Genomic DNA, 21155 nt, shown 5'->3' with positions numbered 1-21155 from the left:
TACCGCACGATTTGCGGCGATCATTTCAAATATTTTTCAATCCGTCTCCAGTATCAACATTCATCTAAATTATAACATAGCAAAACAAATTGACGATGGAAGAAACCCAGTTATTGGTTTTAAATTTCCCTATGTGATAAAATTGCAGAAAATTATCTACTTACTATTAAATCGTCATAGCCTACCATTGGAACATACGTTGTTATTCACAAAGGAGAGGAAGAGTGTAATGGCTACGAAGGAAGCAACCTTACCTGCTCATATGGAAAAACTCGTTAAAGATAATGATATCGCAACCGTAAAAGAGGTTTTCGAGCAATGCGAATGGGATGCCCGCGGGGGCTACAGCAAAGGTACGACCCTCAGCTTTCGTCAAATATCGGATGAATTGGTTCGTTGGCTGGTAGCGCAAGGGGCAGATATTAATGCACGCGACAAATATCAACGCACGCCTTTACATGCCCATGCCTCACATTGGTCAGGAAATGTGCCCCTGTTCCTTGAATTAGGTGCGGATCTGGACGCTGTGGATTACCAAAATGAAACTCCGTTACATGCAGCGGTCAATGGGTATCGAACCAAAGTGGTTCAAGAGTTGGTAAACCAAGGCGCTACTATTAACGTAGAAAATAAACAGGGAAATACGCCATTAGCTAAGGGGTTAGCCAATTGCAGGAATAGCGATATAGTCAATCTGGCAGAGATTGCCGCAATTCTGCTGGATGCCGGAGCATCGGTCACCCCGGATATGAAAGAATCGGTGAAGCGGATCGGTAAGGATTTTGAATTCGTCCGTGAGAAGTTCAATAAGGACAAGGTCGATGAAGTTTCAGACGCGCTGATCAAACTGTACCAGTTATTTGATGTCGAAACGGTAGCGAATCGGATCATGCATGACGGGACTTCACCCATTCATGTAAAGGCAACCACTTGGACCAAACAGCACCAAGAGCTGTGGGAATATCTCATTCCGGCCCAAGGCCACGCTCAAACGGTGCAGGGAGAGGTCATCCGCATCACAGGACGTGTGTCCCATGAAGTATTGGATAATGGCGGTGGAAACTGGGATGCGGAGTATCGCAAGATGCTGGATGCACTGATTCGTCACCTGGGCACTGGTGCGCCACTCGCCCCGGCCCTGCTCCAAGAGGCAGCAGACTTAGTCAGCAGACTTCACAATGGATACGATTTTGATGCGCCTGCCAGATTATCCGAGTTGGCTGTGATATGGGTGCTTGCCAATCCTCAACCGGTCGCAATGGAGAAGCCTGCGTATACGCGTTAAACAGCAAAGCAAAAAAAAAGAAGCGGATGAGTTACCGCTTCTTTTTTTTGCTATTAATCTACCTGAATCATACTCCGTATCCATGATTACGCCTTACTCTACTCGGTCTGTTCATTACTTTCAAACTCATTGAGCAATTCGCGTACTTTAGAAGTGGTCTTGGCGTTCATCAAGCTGTTTCTCAGCTCACTAGCACCGCGGAAGCCACGAACATAGATTTTGAAAAAACGGGCCAGCGGGCTGAATGAACGTGGGTCAAGCTCGGAATATTGATCATGGAGATCCAAATGCAGCCTTAGCAGATCAAGCAATTCCTTACTGCTGTGTTCCTTCGGCTCCTTCTCAAAAGCAAACGGATTCTGGAAAATACCGCGTCCAATCATAATACCATCCACACCATATTGCTCCACGAGCCTGAGGCCTGTTTCACGGTCAGGAATATCCCCATTAATCGTCAGCAGTGTATTAGGCGCTATCTCATCGCGAAGTTTCTTAATCTCCGGAATCAGTTCCCAGTGAGCGTCTACTTTGCTCATTTCTTCTCTCGTTCGTAAGTGAATGGACAGATTCACGATGTCCTGTTGCAAAATATGGGTCAACCAGTCGCGCCATTCATCGACCTCAGTAAATCCAAGACGCGTTTTTACACTGACCGGCAGCCCCCCGGCTTTCGCCGCCTGAATAATCTCCGCCGCAAGGGCTGGCCGGCAGATCAATCCACTTCCTTTTCCATTCTCAGCTACATTCGCTACCGGACAGCCCATATTGATATCGATGCCTTTAAAGCCTTCCTTTGCCATACCGATACTCATCTCACGAAAGAATTCCGGTTTATCTCCCCAGATATGAGCCACAATAGGCTGTTCATCCGCTGTAAATGTCAGACGCCCGCGCACACTATGGTGCCCCTCCGGGTGACAATAACTCTCTGTATTCGCAAACTCCGTAAAAAACACATCCGGTCTGCCCGCTTCACCTACGACATGCCGAAACACAACATCCGTCACATCTTCCATCGGTGCCAGAATAAAAAATGGTCGTGGCAATTCACGCCAAAAGTTTTCCTTTGTCATCTCAAAAGCTCCTCTATACATTCCAGGACAGTCTTTGTCCTCATTAATAGTAAAACTCGTAACTCATGCATCTGATTGCTATCATTTACATGATCATTCGCATTTTCGTTGCAATTCACATTATGGTGTCCTAGCTTCTTCTTCACTTATACCATGCAAATGTAACTTTGTTCAAACAGCAGTATCTGTTATTACTTCCATTAGATCTTCAGATTAACGGAAGTTCGATGATCTCGAAATTGCCCTTTCCCGATTTTATCACGTCTTTATTAGATTTTCAGCCCGATTGCTCTTGCCGAACTGGAAAAGCTCCTCTAAAATGAAGCTCGACAGGCTTTTAACCTGCAAATCGAGATTTTAAGGAGGCCTGAATTAGATATGGAAATTTCACTGGATATGATCAAAGACAAAGTCGAATGCTTACAGGCTTATGACTTCCGTGAACTGGAACGAGCGATCGAAGAACGAATCGGAATGAACAAAGCATTAATGCTGCGTGTGAAGCAAGTTCAACATCAAGTAACGTTTGACCCTTTTCGCAACAAGATGTTATATAGTGCAATCGTGCATTTTGCCGTAAATTAATGGACCAAGATTTTAAATAGTGAAAAACAGTTCACTGACGCAATTGCATTTAAACATATCCTATAAAGCATGCAAAAAAGAAGACGCGAATTCGCTCGCGTCTCTTTCCATATCATACTCCACTTTCTCTTGTTACAACTCCTGCTTAAACAACAACAACAACAACTTATAAGCAGAATTGTCACCTGCAATCATATTTTACATAGTTAAATACGGGATCGTACAACTATACAAATAGTCATTTTTGAGGATTAAGGGGAGAATACCATGCAAGAATTAATATTTATGAAGAATTATAAAAACAATGAAGTACTGCGCAAGAGTTTTTTCGAGCTTGCTGTCAACACGTTTGAGATCAATTTTGAAGATTGGTATCAACAAGGATACTGGGGCGAGCGTTACATCCCTTATTCATATGTCGATGGAGACCAGGTTATTGCCAACGTTTCTGTTAACATCCTTGAGCTCATCATTCAGGGTGAGAAGAAAAAAGCGATTCAAATCGGTACGGTGATGACACATCCTGATTATCGGGGGAAAGGACTCTCTACACATTTAATGAATAAAGTTTTAGAGGAATACGAGAACAAGTACGATTACATGTACCTTTTTGCCAATGAATCGGTGCTCGATTTTTACCCCAAGTTTGGATTTAAACCCGTGGAAGAACGTCTTTTTTCAATGAATTATACGGCAAAAAAATCACCCGAGCCTGCGAATATCCGAAAACTAAATGTAACTAACGCGGAGGATTTACGTCTTATTCAAAAATTGGCATCGGAACGATTACCTGTTTCTCAGTATTTCTCCACCCATCATGCTCAAGGAATACTCATGTTTTATTGCCTGAATGTTTTTAGTGATGATATTTATTACTTGGAAAACGAAAACGTCATTGTTATTTATCAGAAAGAAGACAATCATATTGAGCTCTTCGACGTTGTTAGCTTAAACGAAATGAATATGAAAGATATCTTGGATAAGATTGCAGATGAAGATACAGAGAGAGTAACCTTTCATTTCACTCCAGATGATCAGGGTCTTGATCTAAAAAGTTCGATCACCAATGAAGGTTTATTTGTAAGAACCCATGGTGAACATATCTACCCTCTGCACGTTAAACATCCGATTACATCTATTGCTTGATGATTTAATTTAAATAAGACCTACCACCTGACCATATTAAAAAAAGATCAAAAAGGAGCAGGATTTCCCTGCTCCTTCGTTATGTGAAACTTCTTTCTCTCATCAAACGTAAATTCACAAGGTATAATGAAATCAGATGACCGTTCAGCATGATCTTATGACCATCATAATGAAGGAGGGGACATTCGTGGCGTTTATCCCGTTAAACTGCCCCAATTGCAACGGAAAAATTGAATACAAGAAGGATGAGGTTTTAAAGTGTCCCTATTGTGAAACAGAGCTTTTATTGAAGCAAAATCATGTCTATTACGTAGACCAGACTATTAATCATTACCATGGAACGCCCCCTAAAGTACCACCGAAGCAGACTGCCTCCGTAAAGGTAATGCTGATACTGATGTTAGTCCTAACTGGCGCGATCGGTACATATTTTTATTATAGCAACAGCTCCACCTATCCAAAAACAGAAGCCAATCTGCCTGTGCGAAAGATGCCCGAAAGCGAGGTTCTGCTCTCATTTTTGCGAGATATCTTCGATAAAGGGTCCGCCTTGCCAACAGAGGAGGACTTGGCTCGTATTCGCTATTTAACCGTAGAGCATTCGGAGAATGATCAGTGGAAGTTTACATATAGCCTCTCCGATCCCTTCAGCGATGAACAGGCCGAGAAGATCACTTATGTTACTCAGGACAAGAAACTGAATAGCCAGCGGATTGATCAGCGAGATTTTGAAGCTTTTAAGGGACTGACGGCATTGGACCTGACGAATACCTATGAAATATCCCAGACGGACCAAACCACTTTGGCCCATATGCCCGGATTAAAAAGTTATGCTGGCGCTTTTAACGAATCCTTTAGTACATTTTCGGGCTACTTTGGCGACAAGTCTACAATTACGGAGCTTACCACTCAGCTTCGCAGCAATCAGGAATTGGCCATGTTGCTGGACTTCCCCAATCTGAACTCTTTATCCATTACCTATGTGGATGAGTCCGTAACGGATTTTCACTTGTTAAACCAATTGCCAATCAAGTCCCTGTCGCTCACCTTTGTCGATGAACTCGGATGGTTGTCGTCCATGACCGGGCTATCATCCTTGTCTATACAGTACAGTGAAACCACAGACCTGCAGCCGCTGTATGCCTTGACCCAGCTTCAGGAGCTTCAGTTGTCCTATTTAACGAATGTAAAGTCCATCGACTTTGTGCAAAATATGCCTGCTCTACAAACATTAGATATTGAAAATGTAAACTTCTCCAGTCTGGAGCGCTTGACCGGCAAAAACTCTATTACCACACTACGCCTGGCTTCTCTAAGTGAGCTTGGCTCGGTAAAGGCCATCAATAGCCTGTCCTCTTTGCGGGAATTAGCGTTGTCCGGCTACTACGAGAATGCAGAAGCGCTGACACTGCCTAAAGTAGAGCGAGTGGAAGTTCCAAGCTCCTTTCTCCCCGGGCTAAAGGCCCCGGCTACAACCAGTCTGACGCTCCGTGGCGGAAGTGGGGAACTGAACTTGGCTGCGCTGGGGAAATTCCCGAAACTGGAGCAACTCTCGCTCTGGGAGATCGATGAAATAACCCGTCTTGCCGCCCTGGACGGCTTGTCCCGCCTAGAAACCTTAAACATTTACGACTCGTCACTGTTCAAGGAAAGCGATGCCTTATTTCGTTTGAAGCAGGTGAAATCTTTGGTGTGCTCCGAGTGTAGGCTGAACTTTGAACAAAAGGCGGCCGCGGAGAACAGCGTACTTGAACATTTGATCTTAGACCAGTCATATTTTAGCATGAACAATACCTCTGTTACTGAAGTTGACCAGATGATGCCTTACTTTGCCAACATGTCCGCTCTACGTTCCTTCACCATGCAGGATAGCAATTTGGATTCTTTGGAATTCATGAGTAACTGGCAGGGCATAGAAGAGCTTCATCTCGAGAACAATGCCATTTCCAATATCGAGACCCTAAGCCAGCTGCCTGATCTGCAAAAGGTATATCTATCCGGTAATTCCGTACAAAACAAATCCGTGGTTGGTACGGGTGTGCACGTATATTAATTACCGGCTGGGATGATGGGAGTTCTAGACTATTTTAGTTAATGGATGCTATTGAAACAAAGACAAGAAGGGGTTCGAGAATTATGTATAAATTCTCGAACCCTTTATGTTTATATTTAGCTTCTAACCGACATCTCTACACTCCAGAACGCTGCGGATTGTCCGTGCCAAAGATATGATACGGTGTAATCCCCTTTGAAAATAGACTATCGATCAGCTTGATCAATTCTTCCGACGATAGATCTTTGTCTCTGTGTATCCAAAGGCGAAACATAGATATTAATATTGAAATGTAAAACTCAATGATATATGGTGCCAAGACATCATCTGTTGGAAAATCCACAATCAATCGCTCAAAGGGAATTTCTCTTTTCAAGCGTTCCACAAAATGAACAGAACCATAGTCGCCCAAGAGGGCTTTCAGAACTGAAATGTCCTCTGCATTTTCCAAGCATTGAAGTGCATCCTGGAACGTATGTGTAGAAAACTCTCTGCCTGCCATTTCCTCGTTAATGGATTTCAAAACACGCTCTTCAACGCAGTCCAACAACTCATAGATATCTGTAAAGTATTGATAAAATGTACTCCGATTATATCCTGATTGGTTAGCAATCTCTTGAATGGATATTTTTTCTATTGGTTTTCGGCTATATAAATCGCAGAATACATTTATGAATGTCTGCCTTGTTTTGTCCGTAATTTCAGGTTGCTTTTTCATTATTTGCCTCCGTTTGCTGTTCGATCAATTATCCGACAGATATTAAAAATCTGATGGTTGATGACCGTATAGTGAATCAATACAATAACATTATACAACACGTTGTTGGATCATCAACAAGGATGAATATGGATTATTAGGAGGCTAAGATGAGAATTTTATTTTTCGGTAGAGGTGTCATATCGACCCAATACGCATGGGCTTTCGAAAAGGCAGGGCATACCGTTGAGTTTTACGTTAGAAAAGGGAGAAAAGAAACCTTTGGAAGCCATATAGCGCTTGAAATGTGGGATGCGCGAAGAGGGAAACAGTTAATCCAGGAAAGCTGGAAAGTCAAGTTGCATGAGGAGGTAAGCCCAAATTACGATCTCATTATTGCGAGTGTCAACACGAAACAACTTCCCGAAGCAGCACAATTACTATCGACTACCGCGGGTAACACCCCGATCCTTATATTCAATAATATTTGGCAGGATTTAAAATCATCGATCTTGCCCTTGTCTATGAACAATGTTGTCTTTGGTTTCCCAGGAGCAGGAGGCGGCATTGAGGACAATAAGCTTAGGGGCGGCTTTTTAAAAATGATATTTCTGGAGAAACCACGTGTAGGCACGGAACAGATTAACAACAAATTCAAAGAACTATTTGAGAGCGCCCATTTTAAAATCAATTGGATAAAGGATATGCAAAGCTGGCTATGGAATCACTTTGCCATGAATGCGGCGATGGAGACCGAGGTGTTAAAACGGGGAAGTTTTCCAGCACTTATGAATCATCGTGACTCATTCGCAAATGTTGGTAAGAATATGCGGGAAATGGCACCTGTACTTAAAGCAAGAGGAGCAAAGATGGACGCGATTACTCTACTGTTGACCAAAATTCCATCAGCACTTCTCGGCACGCTGTTTAACAAGGTTATTTTTGCAAAGGGCAGCTTACCGCGACTTTTCATTGAATACAACAATAGTAAAGCCGGCTTTGCAGTACAAGAAGTTGTGAGAGAAGCAAAAAAGTTAGGTATGCCTTCACCACGGCTTACTGCGGCATTTGCAAACACTGAGCAACAACACAAAGCTATTGAGAAATGATAAACTGAAAACTGGATATTGTTCAGACCAACATCAACTCTACTAATGGTTATAACAACTATAGCCCGAGCTTTAGAAGCTTCGGGCAAAGTAGCTATTTATTAAAAAGGTAAATGTAGCTTCAAAACACTACACCCTAACCAACATCGCTACACTCTCCACATGCACCGTGTGTGGGAACATGTCCACCGGCGTTACCTCAACCGTCCGATATCCGCCATCCTCCAGCACACGCAAATCACGCGCCAGCGTACTTGGATTACAACTCACGTACACAACTCGCTCCGGCTTCATCTCCTGGATCGTTTCCAGCAAACGTGGATCGCAACCCTTCCGCGGCGGATCGACGACGATCACATCAGCTTCGATGCCTTGTTCTTTCCAGCGTGGAATAACGTCCTCTGAGGCACCAACTTCGAACTTCACGTTACGCATCTCGTTCAAGAGCGCATTGCTACGTGCATCCTCGATTGCTTCAGGCACGATCTCTACCCCGTACACCTGATCCGCATGTTGCGCGAGGAAAAGAGAGATCGTACCGATGCCGCAATAGGCATCAATGACTGTCTCTTTGCCACTCAGTCCTGCATACTCTACCGTCTTCCCATACAGTACTTCCGTCTGCACCGGATTCACCTGATAGAATGAACGCGCTGAGATTGCAAACTGCACATCACCAATATAATCATAGATTACATCACGGCCCCACAAGACGCGGGTCTCATCGCCAAAGATGACGTTCGTCTGTTTTTTGTTCACGTTCTGGCAGATGCTCGCCACATGCGGAATCGCTTCACGGATACTGCCAATCCATTCGTCTTTGTACGGAATGTCTCGACCATTCGTAACCAGAACAAGCATCATCTCGCCAGTACGGAACGCTTTCTTCACGACCACGTGACGCAACAAGCCGCGACCTGTCTCTTCGTTATAGGCACTAATTCCAAAATGACTGCCGATCTCCTTCACCTTCGCAACCACTTCATCATTATGTTCGTGCTGAATGAGACAAGTCTCCATGTCAATGATCCGGTGGCTTCCTTTAGCGTAAAATCCACCCACCAAGCCGTCCTCGGTCACGCCAATTGGCACCTGTGCCTTGTTCCGATAGCGCCATGGCTCGTCCATACCCATCGTAGGCAGTACACGAATGCCCTGCTCCGTATCCTCTTCGTTCATGACACCTTCGAGACGAAAACGAATACGATTACTTCCAATCATTTGTGCTTCATTCGCCTCACCAACTGAAACGTCATCCTGCACGTGCTGTTCGGCGCCCTCATTATCATCCACGTTGGATGCCAACGTCTCTGCATCCTCCACCATTACGTTCAACTTGCCAATCCGCTGCAAATTATCTACCACCAATTGGCGTTTCCAAGCAAGCTGTCCGGCATAACTCATATGCTGGATCTGGCAGCCGCCGCACTGATCATAGATCGGGCATGGCGCGGACACACGATCCGGGCTTGCTTTCACGATCTCCAGCAGTTTGGCATAGCCATACTGCTTCTTGGTTTTCATCACGCGCACACGCACGGTTTCACCTGGAAGCGCACCCTGCACAAAGAGCGTGTATCCATTCGCACGACCTACACCCTCACCGTCATGGTTCATGCCAATGATGTCGATGACGGTCTCTTCATTTTTGCTAACGGGCAGACCTTCGATTGGTGCAGATTCACGCGTTCTCCCCTTTGGACGAACGGCAGAAAGAGATGCGCCTTGTGGCCGCACCTCTTTTCCCTGCTGACGTGTAGATGGACGAGATGATTGACTTGGCTGACGGGACGCTGAAGCGTTCCCTTGCCCCTGAGAGGCAGCCGAATTCCGGCGGTTTTTTCCACGACCGCTGCGGTTCGTATTAGACAACGTACATTCACTTCTTTCTTTTTAGTATTTAACGATACAACATCAGATGATGACGCAAGTTGGTAAATGTAGCTGGCAATGTTCCCCCCAACTCTCCATCGAGGTTCAATTGCACATATCCCGGGGACGTAACTTCCATATGACTCGTCTGGAAATGAACCACTTTCTTGTCGTTCAGATGCTCCCCACGCAGCGCGAGCGTTACGAGGCGGATCATATCGGCCAGATTACACTTGCGAACACCGATCACATCGAACAGACCATCATCAATGGTTGCACCTGGAGCCAACTTCTCAAATCCCCCGACCGAATTGGTATTGGCGATGAGGAATAACATAAATTCATCATGGATTTCTTCCTGACCGTCGGCGCGAATAATCAGCTCCTGTGGAGACAGACTCGCCATTTTCTCAATACCCTTCATATAATAGGCCAGTTGCCCAATCATCGTTTTCAGACGACTCGGTACTTCATAGGTCAGTTCAGTCAATGAGCCGCCACCGGCGATGTTGATAAAATATTTATCATTCGCTTTGCCCAGATCTAGTGGACGAAGCTGCTGGTTAATGACCAGATCCACGTAGTCTTCCCACTGTCTCGGAATGCCTAGAGCACGCGCAAAATCATTCGTCGTTCCCAAAGGAAACACACCCAGCGGAGGACGGTTCTCCCGCTCAGCCATACCGTTAATCACTTCATACAACGTGCCATCGCCACCAGCAGCAATAATCATGTCATAACCGCGCTCAATCGCTAGTTCAGCTTCCCGGGTTGCGTCACCTTCACCCGTTGTTGCGTGACATGAAGCTTCAATACCACCTTGATCCAAACGCTGCAAAATATCAGCCAGACGTTTCTTCATTTCTTCCCGGCCTGAGGTCGGATTATATATTAAGCGAGCTTTTTTCATCTCATACGCCACCTATTCCACATTATCCATGAGTCTAAACGACCTCATATTCTTACGTTGCACGAGTCCACAGAAGGGTATATTTTTTACATATAAATGATCTTCCGTTCATTCTGCTCGAATCTTTCGTCTTACCTATATCTATGCATCAGGAATTCCGTCTCATTCCAAAGCCTTTAACTCCTATCATATCATCAAATGTAAAGATGTCCTAGCCTGTAATCCATAAGTATATTTTTTCATATAGGTACCCATTAATCCATCCATTACCCAATAAACCTCACGCACCGCTCCTGAATCTTCCCCACTACCTTTTATGTAAAATAGTCTCATTAATCAACCATTCTGCCCGCTTGGACAGGAATTAGTCTTCGATTTCGATGATCTTCATATGATTATGACATAGATATGCTACAAATTTACAAATCTTAAGATGAAAAGATAAATAACATCAACCTTTTTCCAATATAGTTTTATTGAACTCTCAACTTAGCACCACATCATACCCTTGAAGGAGAAGTGTAAATGAAAAAAATCGTGTTAATGCTCATGGTTTCGCTTATGGCCTGTATTCCTTGGGTCACTGTTATTGAAGCGGCAGAAATTAATCATGATCAGGTAGTCGGATTCCAGGAAGTTACGCCTGTCACCGTCACGCAACAAGCAGCCAAGCGTTTTCAGCCTTTTCTAAAAGTCTATCATGGATGCGTGCCTTTCCCCGCAGTGGATCAACAGGGCAATACCAGTGCTGGCTTGAATACGTCCGGGTCATCGAATGGGAACTGTAGCTCAAATACAGGGCAGATCTACTCCCGCTCCGCATGGCACAATGGGGTGTGGGCTATCATGTATTCGTGGTATTTCCCCAAAGACTCCCCTTCCTCTGGACTCGGCCATCGTCATGATTGGGAAGGGATCGTCGTGTGGGTCGATAATCCGGCAGCGGCCAATCCCCAAATCCTCTCCATCGCCTATTCCGGTCACGGACAATTTACAAAAGTTACACCAAGCAATACCAATACACAAGGTAACCATCCGTTGATTTCCTATAATAGTACCTGGCCACTGAACCATGAGCTTGGCGTTACTAATGCTGTAGGTGGAACTCAGCCTTTAATCGGATGGGACGATCTGACTTCTGCGGCACGGAATGCACTCAACACCACGGACTTTGGCAGTGCCAACGTACCTATGAACGATAACAATTTCACGAACAATTTGAACAAGGCCTGGTTTAGATAAAAAAAGAAAATCCTCTTCGAGTGAACAATTCACTTGAGGGGGATTTCATTATAATGCGATCGTATTCCGATCGCCATATAGGTCCAGCTAAAAGCTTCCCGCCAGAAAGCTCCTCGGAACATGACTGTCTTTATCCTTACTCGAAGAATAAGTTATTCTGTCCTCGTATCGCTCTTCAGCCAACCTCAAAATCCGATTTTTCTACCTGCATGCAGCTGTTTATACCAGAAATAGACGGTGCAGCCTACACAATAACCCAGCAGGGCCGCACTTGCAGCCATGAGAAGCATGACGGAGAATACATAACCTGCAGCTACCCAGCTGAGCGAGAACGAGATGAGTGCCAGAGACAGGAAGAGTACAGCCAGAATATTGTTGAATCGCTGGAGCTCCACCGCCTGCGTCTCTGTCCCTTGACCAGTCAGCACGACTTTGCCAATTTGCACAAACAGATTCAATTTGCCACTGGAAACCAGCCCCACCACCTGAATGATCCACAGCAAGCCCAGAACTACCAGCGGATTGAACACAAACGAGAGTAAAACAAACAATACAATACCGACCTGATTCGCTTTCACATAGCGCATAGGTATTTCCCGCATCTGTATATCTCCTTATCCCCATTTTATTAGTTGGTTTTATTGTAGTCGGTATGCAGGGAATGAGCAATACATCATTTAAGGGGAGTAAAATCTCTTTTCAGCACGTCCCAATGGGGAGTCGGGACGCCTGTTGTCTTTTTCCAATCGGTAAATGCATTATTTAACGCCTCAATCTCTCCAAAAGAACCCGCAATCAGCTTATGAATTGGAAGCACACTATAGATCTTCAACAGAAGGTGCAACATCCGTTGATGCTTGCGAATCATTTTAGCCTGAATCTCCGGTATAATCGTTATGCCCATAGCCTCAAGCACGCTAAAGCCCTCATCCATCGCCCTAATCATATGTTGGATTTGCTTTCTGTTCCCGTCCAACTTGATCAACTCACGCTTCTCATTAAAGCTCACCGCATTAAGCATCAGAATGGGGATGATATGGCTTTTCAGCCAGGCATCAATATCGCTCAGGACATTTAACTTGTATTTCACATGTTGGAAAGCTTGATCCAGCAAAGGTTTGAAGCCTATCTCACCGTCCAGACTGCCGATCACCATTTGTCCGCTACCTCCACCGATCGATAACATTCGGTCCTTTTCCCGCTTTCCTCCACTCACATGGAATCCAAACGCGACCTGTTTTGCTACCCTGCTGTTTTCCTCCAAAAAATTTTGCATGCTTCGCGCATCTGCGTTGTTTCCCACAATCACAATATTGCTGCTCTGATTCTCTGCCAGAATAGGTAACACTGAAGGAAAATCATTATATTTCATGACAACAAAAATCAGATCATATTGGTCATCCATTTCCAACGTTCTGGCTACCCGAACCGGATCAACTGTCGTTTTGAATTGAAAAACATGCCGGATGACGATTCCATCCTTCTCCAGCTCCTCTGCCCGCTTCCCTCTAGCCAGAATGGTGACTTCATTGCCGCCGCGCACCAGAACATGCGCCAGTTGACTGCCCAAAACACCTGCACCATACACTAATATTTTCATTGGTTATCCCTCTATTTCATATTTTATCAATATTCGTTGCTTTATGAACATTTGTTGATAAAATAAGATTAACAAAGCACCTACTGTGCTTCAATCGTTAAAATATCCGTTTTTGTTGAATAATCAACGAATGATTCCTTATTGTTGAAAACCATCATAGGAGGGGCCATGGACAGACGAGTACTCAAGACACGAAAGGCGATAATCGAAGCTTTTGTCGGGTTACTGGAAGAACGGGATTTCGAGCAAATTACGATAAACGATATTGCTGATCGGGCTAATGTAAACCGAGGAACAATCTATTTGCATTACGCTGACAAGTTCGACCTGTTGGATCAATGCATTGAGACCTATTTGCAGCGGTTGTTGGATGCCTGTATGATCGAAAGCTCTACTACAACACCCGTTACGGCCAAGGATGCGCTTCTCAGAACCTTCCGTTATCTGGAACAACATGCGTCTACCTATACCATACTTCTAACCAAAAAAGGTATTCCGGCATTCCGTAGTAAGTTGATGACATTGTTGGTCCAGGGAGTGGAGGAACAGATGGATGCCTGTGGTATACAGGAAGGTATGAAAAAAGAGATCACCATACAGTTTCTTGCTTCCGCTGCTGTGGGCCTCCTGGAGTGGTGGATTATGAATTCCATGCCTTATCCGGCCGAGGAGATCGTTGACCAATTAATAAGTTTACTGGAGCTACATCTGCAATTGCACGCACCGATTAATGGATAGCCCAATTTCTTTCAAGTGATCTACAACAAACAAAAACCACGTCCTTCGACGTGGTTTGATTGTTTATGAAGCTATGGAGTTCAAATCAATTGATACGACATTACTGCGAGCGATGTGATTACACACCTATGCCAAAGCGATCACTTCAAGAAGAAGCTTTAACCTCATTACATCTCTCCAGCAAAATCTGGATTTGGCGCTCCAGCCACTGCCCAAGCAATGGATGTGGTAACAGTGTCTCACCGCTGTACACATAGTTCAGTTCCTGCAGCCGATCCGGGATAACGTTCCTCGTGAAATAACCGGCACTCAAAAACAGCGGCGCCACAATGACTCGGTTCCCCCGCTCTTCGCTCCAGTACTTCACTTTATCGTACACACTCTCCGGATTCAGCAATGCATAATCCATATGGGCTACACCACTAACTTCCTGCACACGCTCTGCAAGGGAAGAAATTCCGGCTTCCCAACGCTCGCGAAAACCATCATGAATACTCCCATGGCCTACCAGCAGAATCGTTTCCTTCTCTGGTTGCTGCGACAACAATCGGACTTTGTCCCACACCATCACGGCAATATCCGGATCGTTATCCACCGGATACCCGAAGTGAACCCGAGCCTTCACATCGAACGGTTCCAGATCCGTTTCGCGATCAGGTGTTTCCTTTGCACCAATGGCATATTCAATTTCATCCACATGTGTACTCCCGGACGAAACAAATAGAGGTACGACCAGAATATCGGTTACGCCTTGTGCTTCCAGTCGGTCGATACCGTCCTGGATCAGGCGTCCTTCCACAAGTTCAAGAAAACCGGCTTCAACCGGTAATGGAATAGGCAGATTCAACCGGGAGATCGCGTCATCGACGGATTCCACCCAGGTCTGCTCCTGTGAACCGTGACTGATGATGAGTACACCCGGCTTCTTCATATTAGCGTCCCAGGCGTTCCAGCGTCATTTTATAACCATCATTGCCGTAATTCAGGCAGCGTTTCACACGTGAAATTGTAGCTGTACTCGCGCCTGTCTCTGCTTCAATCTGGTTATACGTATTGCCTTTACCCAACATACGAGCCACTTCCAGCCGCTGGGACATGGATTGGATCTCGTTAACTGTGCAGAGGTCATCAAAGAAAACATAACACTCTTCAATATCTTTTAGCGTCAAAATAGCCTCGAATAGTTGTTCAATGCTTTTATCATTTAGCTTTTTCAGCTGCATTTCATCATCATCCCCTAGCGGTTACTGTGTACCTACATTGTACTCACCCTGAGTTGGTATTTCAAGCGTTACCGATTTCACGCACTACAGAATAAAAATACATGTTACCGCTTACAAAAGGTACTATTGTCCTCCCCTCGCGTACATCGGACGAATTTACCGCGCTATTTCCCAGTTTTCACCTGTATATATCCGATTACTTATGTAGGATTTCAATCCTCCTAAATGTTACAACTTTGTGTCTGAACTGCATTTTACTCTTCGTGAACCTGCCATCTTACATGCGCCCAAATCCGCAAATATCCCGTTTTCCGGGATACCCGCCTACGCCGTCTCTCCGCGAATGACATACAGTATAACAAAAGGGAGTTCCACAAGGGTCTATGATGTACATCTGTCATGCAACTCATGGAACGCAATTCCGAAATCCAACATAGAAGGAACGTGATCGTTCATGCCACAGCATTATTATCACCGCCAGCCAGCACCAAGGCAGCGTCCGTCTTCTCATGCTCATCGCCAGGCGCATACTTCTGCCTATATGCCGCCCGGTGTGGTTCCACGGTCTTTGAATGAAACCCAGATCCAACCGATGTACCCTGGCGTAGAACCACACTACCCGGGCTTTGGTGAAGTCGAAGCATCTGCAATCGTACCGTATGGGCAAGGTGTAGCTGGCGGGAACTTATATGGAGGCGCAGCTCAGGTTCTTCCCCCAGCTCCGGTACCGGCGCCTGCTACTGGCAGTTCCGGCTTTTCATTAGCCAACATCGGTGAGTTAAAAGGAATGATTGACCGCTTCGGCGGCATTGATGGGATCATGAGTGGAATAGGCAAAATGCAGAAGGTCGTCGGTGGGATCCAGCAGATGGCTCCGATGATGAAACTTGTTATGGGCATTCTGCCTTTTGGAAAAGGAAAATCGAATAACAGCGCAGCTGATGCAGACTATGAAGAATATACGCCACCCCGGAAACGTAAAAACAAACGTCGGAACAAAACAACGAATGCTACACGTCGCCGCAACACAACTCCAGTCCGCCGCAAATCCAATTCCACGAAGCGTCGTCCCAAAAGTCGCAAAGGTTAAAAAATCCAGGCATCCCCTTGCAAAAGGCGGGTGCCTTAACAACGTTCATCCGTATACAAATAAATTTCAGGAACTTACGTTCTTATTTCTGTAATTTGAGGTATACTGGATAGTAACTAAAGGAGGCGGACCATGGAACTTATCAAAGACAAATACACTCCCGCATTAATCGATCGGACCGGCGAACTGTTGCGTCAATTCTACCCAAAGCTGGATACACAGCAATTTCATGAATTGGTTTTCGCTGAAGGCTGGGGACAGTTAGAATTCAAAGCGCGCATTCGCAGAATCACACTGGCTTTGACCCAGGTACTGCCGGACAATTATGAGGAAGCATTACATATTATTGAACAAGCCGCCCCGACGATGAGAGGTGTTGAATATCTATTTGTACCCGATTTTATCGAAGTGAACGGACTTGACCCAGAGGATTACGAGTTATCCATGAAGTATCTGACCCTCTTCACACCTTATTCCAGCTCTGAGTTCGCGGTACGCCCGTTTATTGAACATTATCCAATCCAAACGATGAAACATATGATGACGTGGGCAGAGAGCAACAACGAGCATATCCGCAGACTTGCCAGTGAAGGCAGCCGGCCACGGTTGCCATGGGGCGCCAAACTCCAGAACTTTATCACCGATCCAACACCTGTACTTCCGATTCTGCATGCATTGAAACAGGACGAGTCCCTCTATGTTCGCAAAAGTGTCGCCAATCATCTGAATGACATCTCCAAGGACCACCCTGAACTAGTTATGGATCTGGCCACGACCTGGTATGGACAACATGTACACACAGACTGGATTGTCCGGCATGCCAGCAGGTCATTACTGAAGAAAGGACATAGCAAAGCACTAAGTCTTTTTGGTTATAACGAGCAGGATTCGATTCACATTGAGCAGCTTCTGCTTGTCCAGGATTCGATTAGCATTGGCGAGGATCTTCACTTTTCGTTTGATGTCGTTAATGAGAGCGGCGAGTCACAGATGCTGCGAATTGAATATGAGATGGGTTATATGAAGGCAAACGGCAAACAGGCTCCCAAACGATTCAAATGCTCCGATAAAATGTACCCGACAGGCAGAACCAAGGTAGCCACTACACAATCGTTCAAAATCATTACAACAAGAAAATATTATGCTGGACTACATACACTAACGATTGTTGTGAATGGTAAAGAGGCAGCAACGACTTCTTTTGTTCTTGAAGTGGAGTAACAGGAAGACATCGTAAGTTATACACAGCTTACTGCAGCGGAATAGTTATTCACATGTGGATACATTTTTTTTTCAAAACTTCTAATAGAAGAATCAGAAAGGCCACCTGGCAAGCATCATCTCCCGACAGTTATTTCTGCCTGAGATCCTTGTCCAGTGGCCCTTTTCATATGTAACAAACGTTGCTTCAGCTAGCTATCTTCTTCTGATGATCTGCTTGCAATAGCGTGCGCTTATCACCGAAAGATGGAACTGCATACGGAGCAGTAAGGTATAACATTTTCTACTTAAACCAACCCCGTTTTACAAACCAAGCCACCATACTTCCGCCAAGCACAAACATTAACAGCAGCACCGCACCATACCCAAACTTCCATTGCAGCTCAGGCATATAGGCAAAGTTCATGCCATAAATACCCGCGATCAGTGTGAGTGGCATAAATACGGTCGTAATCACCGTGAGTGTCTTCATGATCTGATTCATCCGGTTGGAGTTCAGGGAAATATAACTGTCGCGCAGGTCAGCGGTCATCTCCCGATCAGCTTCAATCATATCCGTCAGCTTCAATAAATGGTCATAGATATCGGTAAAATAAGCCGTATGTTCACCTGTTCGCTGTACATGCTGGGAATTGACCACCCGATAGAGCAGATCCCGCATCGGTACTACCGTTCGTCTCAGCTTCAGCAATCGAGTCCGCAGATCAAACACCTGGTTCATCAAGTCTTCAACTGACTCCTGTCCACCCCGGTTCTCCAGTTCAGCCAGTTCATCCTCAATCGCAAATAAAGACGGAAAATAATGATCGACCAGCTTGTCCATCACCGTATAGGCTGCTGCCACCGGACCTCGCGCCCAGATGGTTCGTTCATGTGCATGGTGCAACAAGCGCTCCCACGCTTCATCCACTTCCTCCAATACGCCATGATGAAAAGACACTAGGAAGTTTGATCCGAGAAACAAGTCAACCTCCTCGGCTTCCAGTGTGGACGGGTTCAGTGCATGCAGTACAAGAAACTGCAGATTATCATAATAATCAAGCTTAGGCCGCTGCAATACATGCAGACAGTCCTCAATAGCTAAAGGGTGAAAATGAAAATATGTATCCAGCAAACGGCTTTCCTCTTCCGTTGGCTGGTTAAAATCGGCCCATACCCAGGCGTAATCGTTCAGATCCAGCTGTGTAAGTGGTACGTTAACGGAGACTTGATGTTCTCGTGTAATGGCGAGTGTACGAATCATAAATTAGACCACGTCCTTGTCCTGTATCTTTACGTCATTGTACAACTTTAACCATAGGTACGTCTCCCACGTGTCCAAAATATCCACAGACGCATTCAAACTCGACAACAAAAAAAGCCAACCCTGTTGGCTTCTCTCATTTCCCTATCCACAGTTCCCTGTATCCACAGGAATATCTTCTTTTGGTTTATCATTCCACGGATGGCTATCCACATATCCAGCCTGTCCACACGTTCATGCACAGGCGTCTCTTGATTTTGGTTGTATATTTATCCACATATCCCGATATTCACACAGTTATGAACAGATTGTCTGGTAACTCCGAATTTGTTCGGGATAACTTCTCTTTTTAGAAAATAATCCAGTACAATAATCCTGCCAGTGCCCCAGTAATCGGAATCGTAATGAACCACGTAATAATAATACGTCCAGCAAGTCCCCATTTCACCGCAGAGAAACGTTTCGCGGAGCCCACACCCAGAATAGCTGATGTGATCGCGTGCGTTGTACTAACTGGAAGGTGAAGCAACGTTGCTGTGAAAATAACGGATGCAGCTGACAGATCCGCGGCAAAACCGTTGATCGGTTCAATTTTAAAGATTTTGGTACCCATCGTTTTGATGATTTTCCAACCACCAATGGATGTACCCAGAGCCATCGCAGTTGCTGCTGAGATTTTAACCCACAGCGGAACATCCAGATTATCCTGCACACCTGCTGCAACCAGAGCAAACGTAATAATCCCCATCGCTTTCTGTGCATCATTCGTACCATGCGTGAATGCTTGCAGTGCTGCCGTGAAAATCTGTACCGTACGGAAACCTTTGTTCACGTTATGCGGACTGCGTTTGGCGAAAATATATTTGAGAATCGTCATGACCACATAACCTATCGCAAATGCGATCAGAGGTGATAATAACAAACCACCGACGATATCAATGAATCCGCTCCATTTCACTTTATCAGATCCTGCGCCAACGAGTACGGCACCTGCAAGGGCTCCAATAAGTGCATGTGAGGATGAGGACGGAATACCGAACCACCATGTAACCAGGTTCCAGATAATCGCTGATATCAAGGTGACTATGACGACCTCTATCCCGTTATCCAGCGTGGTGGGGTCGGTCACACTCCCCCCAATCGTCTTCGCAACACCTGTGAACATCATCGCACCGACAAAGTTCATCACCGCTGCCATAAGAATAGCTCGACGTGGCGTCAGCGCTCGGGTTGAGACCGAAGTCGCAATGGCATTGGCCGTGTCGTGAAAACCGTTGATGAAGTCAAACGCCAGTGCAAGGAAGACGACTATACCTAATACCCAAATCGTTGTTTCCATTATTCTCTGGCTCCTTAAGAATTACGCATAATGATGGATTCAAGCACATTCGCTACGTCTTCACAAGCATCCGTTGTTGTCTCAAGACGCTCGTAAATTTCCTTACGCTTGATCAGTTCAATCGGATCAGACACGGTAGCGAAGAGATGTTTGATACACATGCGAAGCACTTCGTCGCCCTGGTTTTCCAGATCATTCAAACGAATGGTGTACTCACGAATAGCCAGCAATTTTTTCTGGGACAGCAGATGGATCGCCTTCTGAATTTCGTAAGCCGATTGGCGCAAAATTTCAGAGAACTGAACGATAAATTCATCCGGTTCAGTCAATTGGTACATATAGAAACGGGAAGCCGTTGCTTCGAGTCCGTCCAATACGTCATCAAGTGTTGTTGTCAGCTCCATGATGTCATCGCGTTCGATCGGCGTGATAAATGTTTTGTTGAGTTCTGTAATAATCGTATGCACGAAATCATCACATTTCGACTCGTACTTCTTCATTTCATTAGCGAAAAGAGTCACATCCTGAAGGTTGGACACATGCTGGGAGAAATAATCCGCCGCTTGAACAACCGTATCTGCCATGTTCTCCAGTGTCTCAAAAAATATATCCTTCTTCTTCTTAAGCTTCATAGCTCTATCCCCTTTACGAGAAAAATTGCTGATAACCGATGAAACATGAAATGACAACCTTTGATATCTTATCATATTTGTTTCATGGTTTGTACAA

Annotated in this window: 20 protein-coding genes; 9 read left to right on the top strand and 11 right to left on the bottom strand. The window is 45.2% G+C overall.

The features are described 5' to 3' along the window. Positions 1-229: 229 nt before the first annotated feature. Positions 230-1285 carry an ankyrin repeat domain-containing protein gene (locus AC4E8D_RS04195; RefSeq protein ID WP_339306839.1) on the top strand — a complete coding sequence of 352 codons (1056 nt, stop codon included), beginning with the start codon at positions 230-232 and terminating at the stop codon, positions 1283-1285. A 98-nt stretch (positions 1286-1383) separates the two neighbouring features. On the opposite strand, the gene AC4E8D_RS04190 is transcribed toward AC4E8D_RS04195, so the two are convergent. After that, complete coding sequence (locus tag AC4E8D_RS04190) at positions 1384-2358, bottom strand: tRNA dihydrouridine synthase (RefSeq protein WP_339306837.1); 975 nt, start codon at positions 2356-2358, stop codon at positions 1384-1386. Between the two features lie 378 nt (positions 2359-2736). Between AC4E8D_RS04190 and AC4E8D_RS04185 the strand changes: the two genes are divergently transcribed. From AC4E8D_RS04185 to AC4E8D_RS04175, 3 genes are all read left to right on the top strand, one after another. Next, on the top strand, positions 2737-2943 hold the full coding sequence (locus tag AC4E8D_RS04185; RefSeq protein ID WP_076329555.1) for a DUF2536 family protein: 207 nt from the start codon (positions 2737-2739) through the stop codon (positions 2941-2943). 267 nt (positions 2944-3210) lie between these two features. After that, positions 3211-4089, top strand: a complete 879-nt coding sequence (locus AC4E8D_RS04180; RefSeq protein ID WP_339306835.1) for a GNAT family N-acetyltransferase — start codon at positions 3211-3213, stop codon at positions 4087-4089. Positions 4090-4474: 385 nt separating this feature from the next. Then, a complete protein-coding gene (locus AC4E8D_RS04175; protein ID WP_490205876.1) occupies positions 4475-6142 on the top strand; it encodes a leucine-rich repeat domain-containing protein in 1668 nt (555 codons plus the stop codon). A gap of 136 nt (positions 6143-6278) precedes the next feature. On the opposite strand, the gene AC4E8D_RS04170 is transcribed toward AC4E8D_RS04175, so the two are convergent. Beyond that, positions 6279-6860: a TetR/AcrR family transcriptional regulator gene (locus tag AC4E8D_RS04170; RefSeq protein WP_490205875.1), complete on the bottom strand. Its 582-nt coding sequence runs from the start codon at positions 6858-6860 to the stop codon at positions 6279-6281. 149 nt (positions 6861-7009) lie between these two features. On the opposite strand from AC4E8D_RS04170, the gene AC4E8D_RS04165 reads away from it, so the two are divergent. After that, complete coding sequence (locus AC4E8D_RS04165) at positions 7010-7948, top strand: ketopantoate reductase family protein (protein WP_339306829.1); 939 nt, start codon at positions 7010-7012, stop codon at positions 7946-7948. A gap of 129 nt (positions 7949-8077) precedes the next feature. Here the strand turns inward: AC4E8D_RS04165 and rlmD are convergent, their stop codons facing one another. Together rlmD and AC4E8D_RS04155 are read right to left on the bottom strand one after the other, a co-directional pair. After that, complete coding sequence (gene rlmD / locus AC4E8D_RS04160) at positions 8078-9820, bottom strand: 23S rRNA (uracil(1939)-C(5))-methyltransferase RlmD (protein WP_339306827.1); 1743 nt, start codon at positions 9818-9820, stop codon at positions 8078-8080. Between the two features lie 28 nt (positions 9821-9848). Then, positions 9849-10730: a diacylglycerol kinase gene (locus AC4E8D_RS04155; protein WP_017690659.1), complete on the bottom strand. Its 882-nt coding sequence runs from the start codon at positions 10728-10730 to the stop codon at positions 9849-9851. Between the two features lie 525 nt (positions 10731-11255). Here AC4E8D_RS04155 and AC4E8D_RS04150 point away from each other — a divergent pair. Continuing rightward, positions 11256-11972: an NPP1 family protein gene (locus tag AC4E8D_RS04150; RefSeq protein WP_339306825.1), complete on the top strand. Its 717-nt coding sequence runs from the start codon at positions 11256-11258 to the stop codon at positions 11970-11972. 185 nt (positions 11973-12157) lie between these two features. On the opposite strand, the gene AC4E8D_RS04145 is transcribed toward AC4E8D_RS04150, so the two are convergent. Then, on the bottom strand, positions 12158-12574 hold the full coding sequence (locus AC4E8D_RS04145; RefSeq protein ID WP_339306822.1) for a DUF4395 domain-containing protein: 417 nt from the start codon (positions 12572-12574) through the stop codon (positions 12158-12160). 71 nt (positions 12575-12645) lie between these two features. Beyond that, a complete protein-coding gene (locus tag AC4E8D_RS04140; protein ID WP_339306819.1) occupies positions 12646-13572 on the bottom strand; it encodes a ketopantoate reductase family protein in 927 nt (308 codons plus the stop codon). A gap of 168 nt (positions 13573-13740) precedes the next feature. On the opposite strand from AC4E8D_RS04140, the gene AC4E8D_RS04135 reads away from it, so the two are divergent. Continuing rightward, positions 13741-14310, top strand: coding sequence for a TetR/AcrR family transcriptional regulator (locus AC4E8D_RS04135; protein ID WP_339306817.1), 570 nt, complete (start codon positions 13741-13743; stop codon positions 14308-14310). Positions 14311-14455: 145 nt separating this feature from the next. On the opposite strand, the gene AC4E8D_RS04130 is transcribed toward AC4E8D_RS04135, so the two are convergent. Continuing rightward, positions 14456-15241: a sirohydrochlorin chelatase gene (locus AC4E8D_RS04130; protein ID WP_339306815.1), complete on the bottom strand. Its 786-nt coding sequence runs from the start codon at positions 15239-15241 to the stop codon at positions 14456-14458. A 1-nt stretch (position 15242) separates the two neighbouring features. Beyond that, positions 15243-15533 (bottom strand): YerC/YecD family TrpR-related protein, encoded by a 291-nt coding sequence (locus AC4E8D_RS04125; RefSeq protein ID WP_017690665.1) that lies wholly within the window; start codon positions 15531-15533, stop codon positions 15243-15245. Between the two features lie 454 nt (positions 15534-15987). Here AC4E8D_RS04125 and AC4E8D_RS04120 point away from each other — a divergent pair, with 454 nt between their 5' ends. Together AC4E8D_RS04120 and AC4E8D_RS04115 are read left to right on the top strand one after the other, a co-directional pair. Continuing rightward, positions 15988-16623 (top strand): tyrosine protein kinase, encoded by a 636-nt coding sequence (locus tag AC4E8D_RS04120; protein ID WP_339306813.1) that lies wholly within the window; start codon positions 15988-15990, stop codon positions 16621-16623. Between the two features lie 132 nt (positions 16624-16755). Then, positions 16756-17844 carry a DNA alkylation repair protein gene (locus AC4E8D_RS04115; protein ID WP_490205874.1) on the top strand — a complete coding sequence of 363 codons (1089 nt, stop codon included), beginning with the start codon at positions 16756-16758 and terminating at the stop codon, positions 17842-17844. A 283-nt stretch (positions 17845-18127) separates the two neighbouring features. On the opposite strand, the gene corA is transcribed toward AC4E8D_RS04115, so the two are convergent. The 3 genes from corA to AC4E8D_RS04100 form a co-directional block, all read right to left on the bottom strand. Further along, entirely contained in the window at positions 18128-19087 is a 960-nt protein-coding gene (corA, locus tag AC4E8D_RS04110) for a magnesium/cobalt transporter CorA (protein ID WP_036668386.1), read from the bottom strand. A 349-nt stretch (positions 19088-19436) separates the two neighbouring features. Next, the gene (locus AC4E8D_RS04105) at positions 19437-20426 is read right to left on the bottom strand and encodes an inorganic phosphate transporter (RefSeq protein ID WP_036668387.1); all 990 of its coding nucleotides are present in this window, start codon (positions 20424-20426) and stop codon (positions 19437-19439) included. A gap of 14 nt (positions 20427-20440) precedes the next feature. Beyond that, on the bottom strand, positions 20441-21058 hold the full coding sequence (locus AC4E8D_RS04100) for a DUF47 domain-containing protein (RefSeq protein ID WP_221818723.1): 618 nt from the start codon (positions 21056-21058) through the stop codon (positions 20441-20443). Positions 21059-21155 lie beyond the last annotated feature (97 nt).

It is taken from the genome of Paenibacillus sp. SRL342, from assembly GCF_984798905.1.
This window is presented reverse-complemented; position numbering and strand designations above follow the sequence as displayed.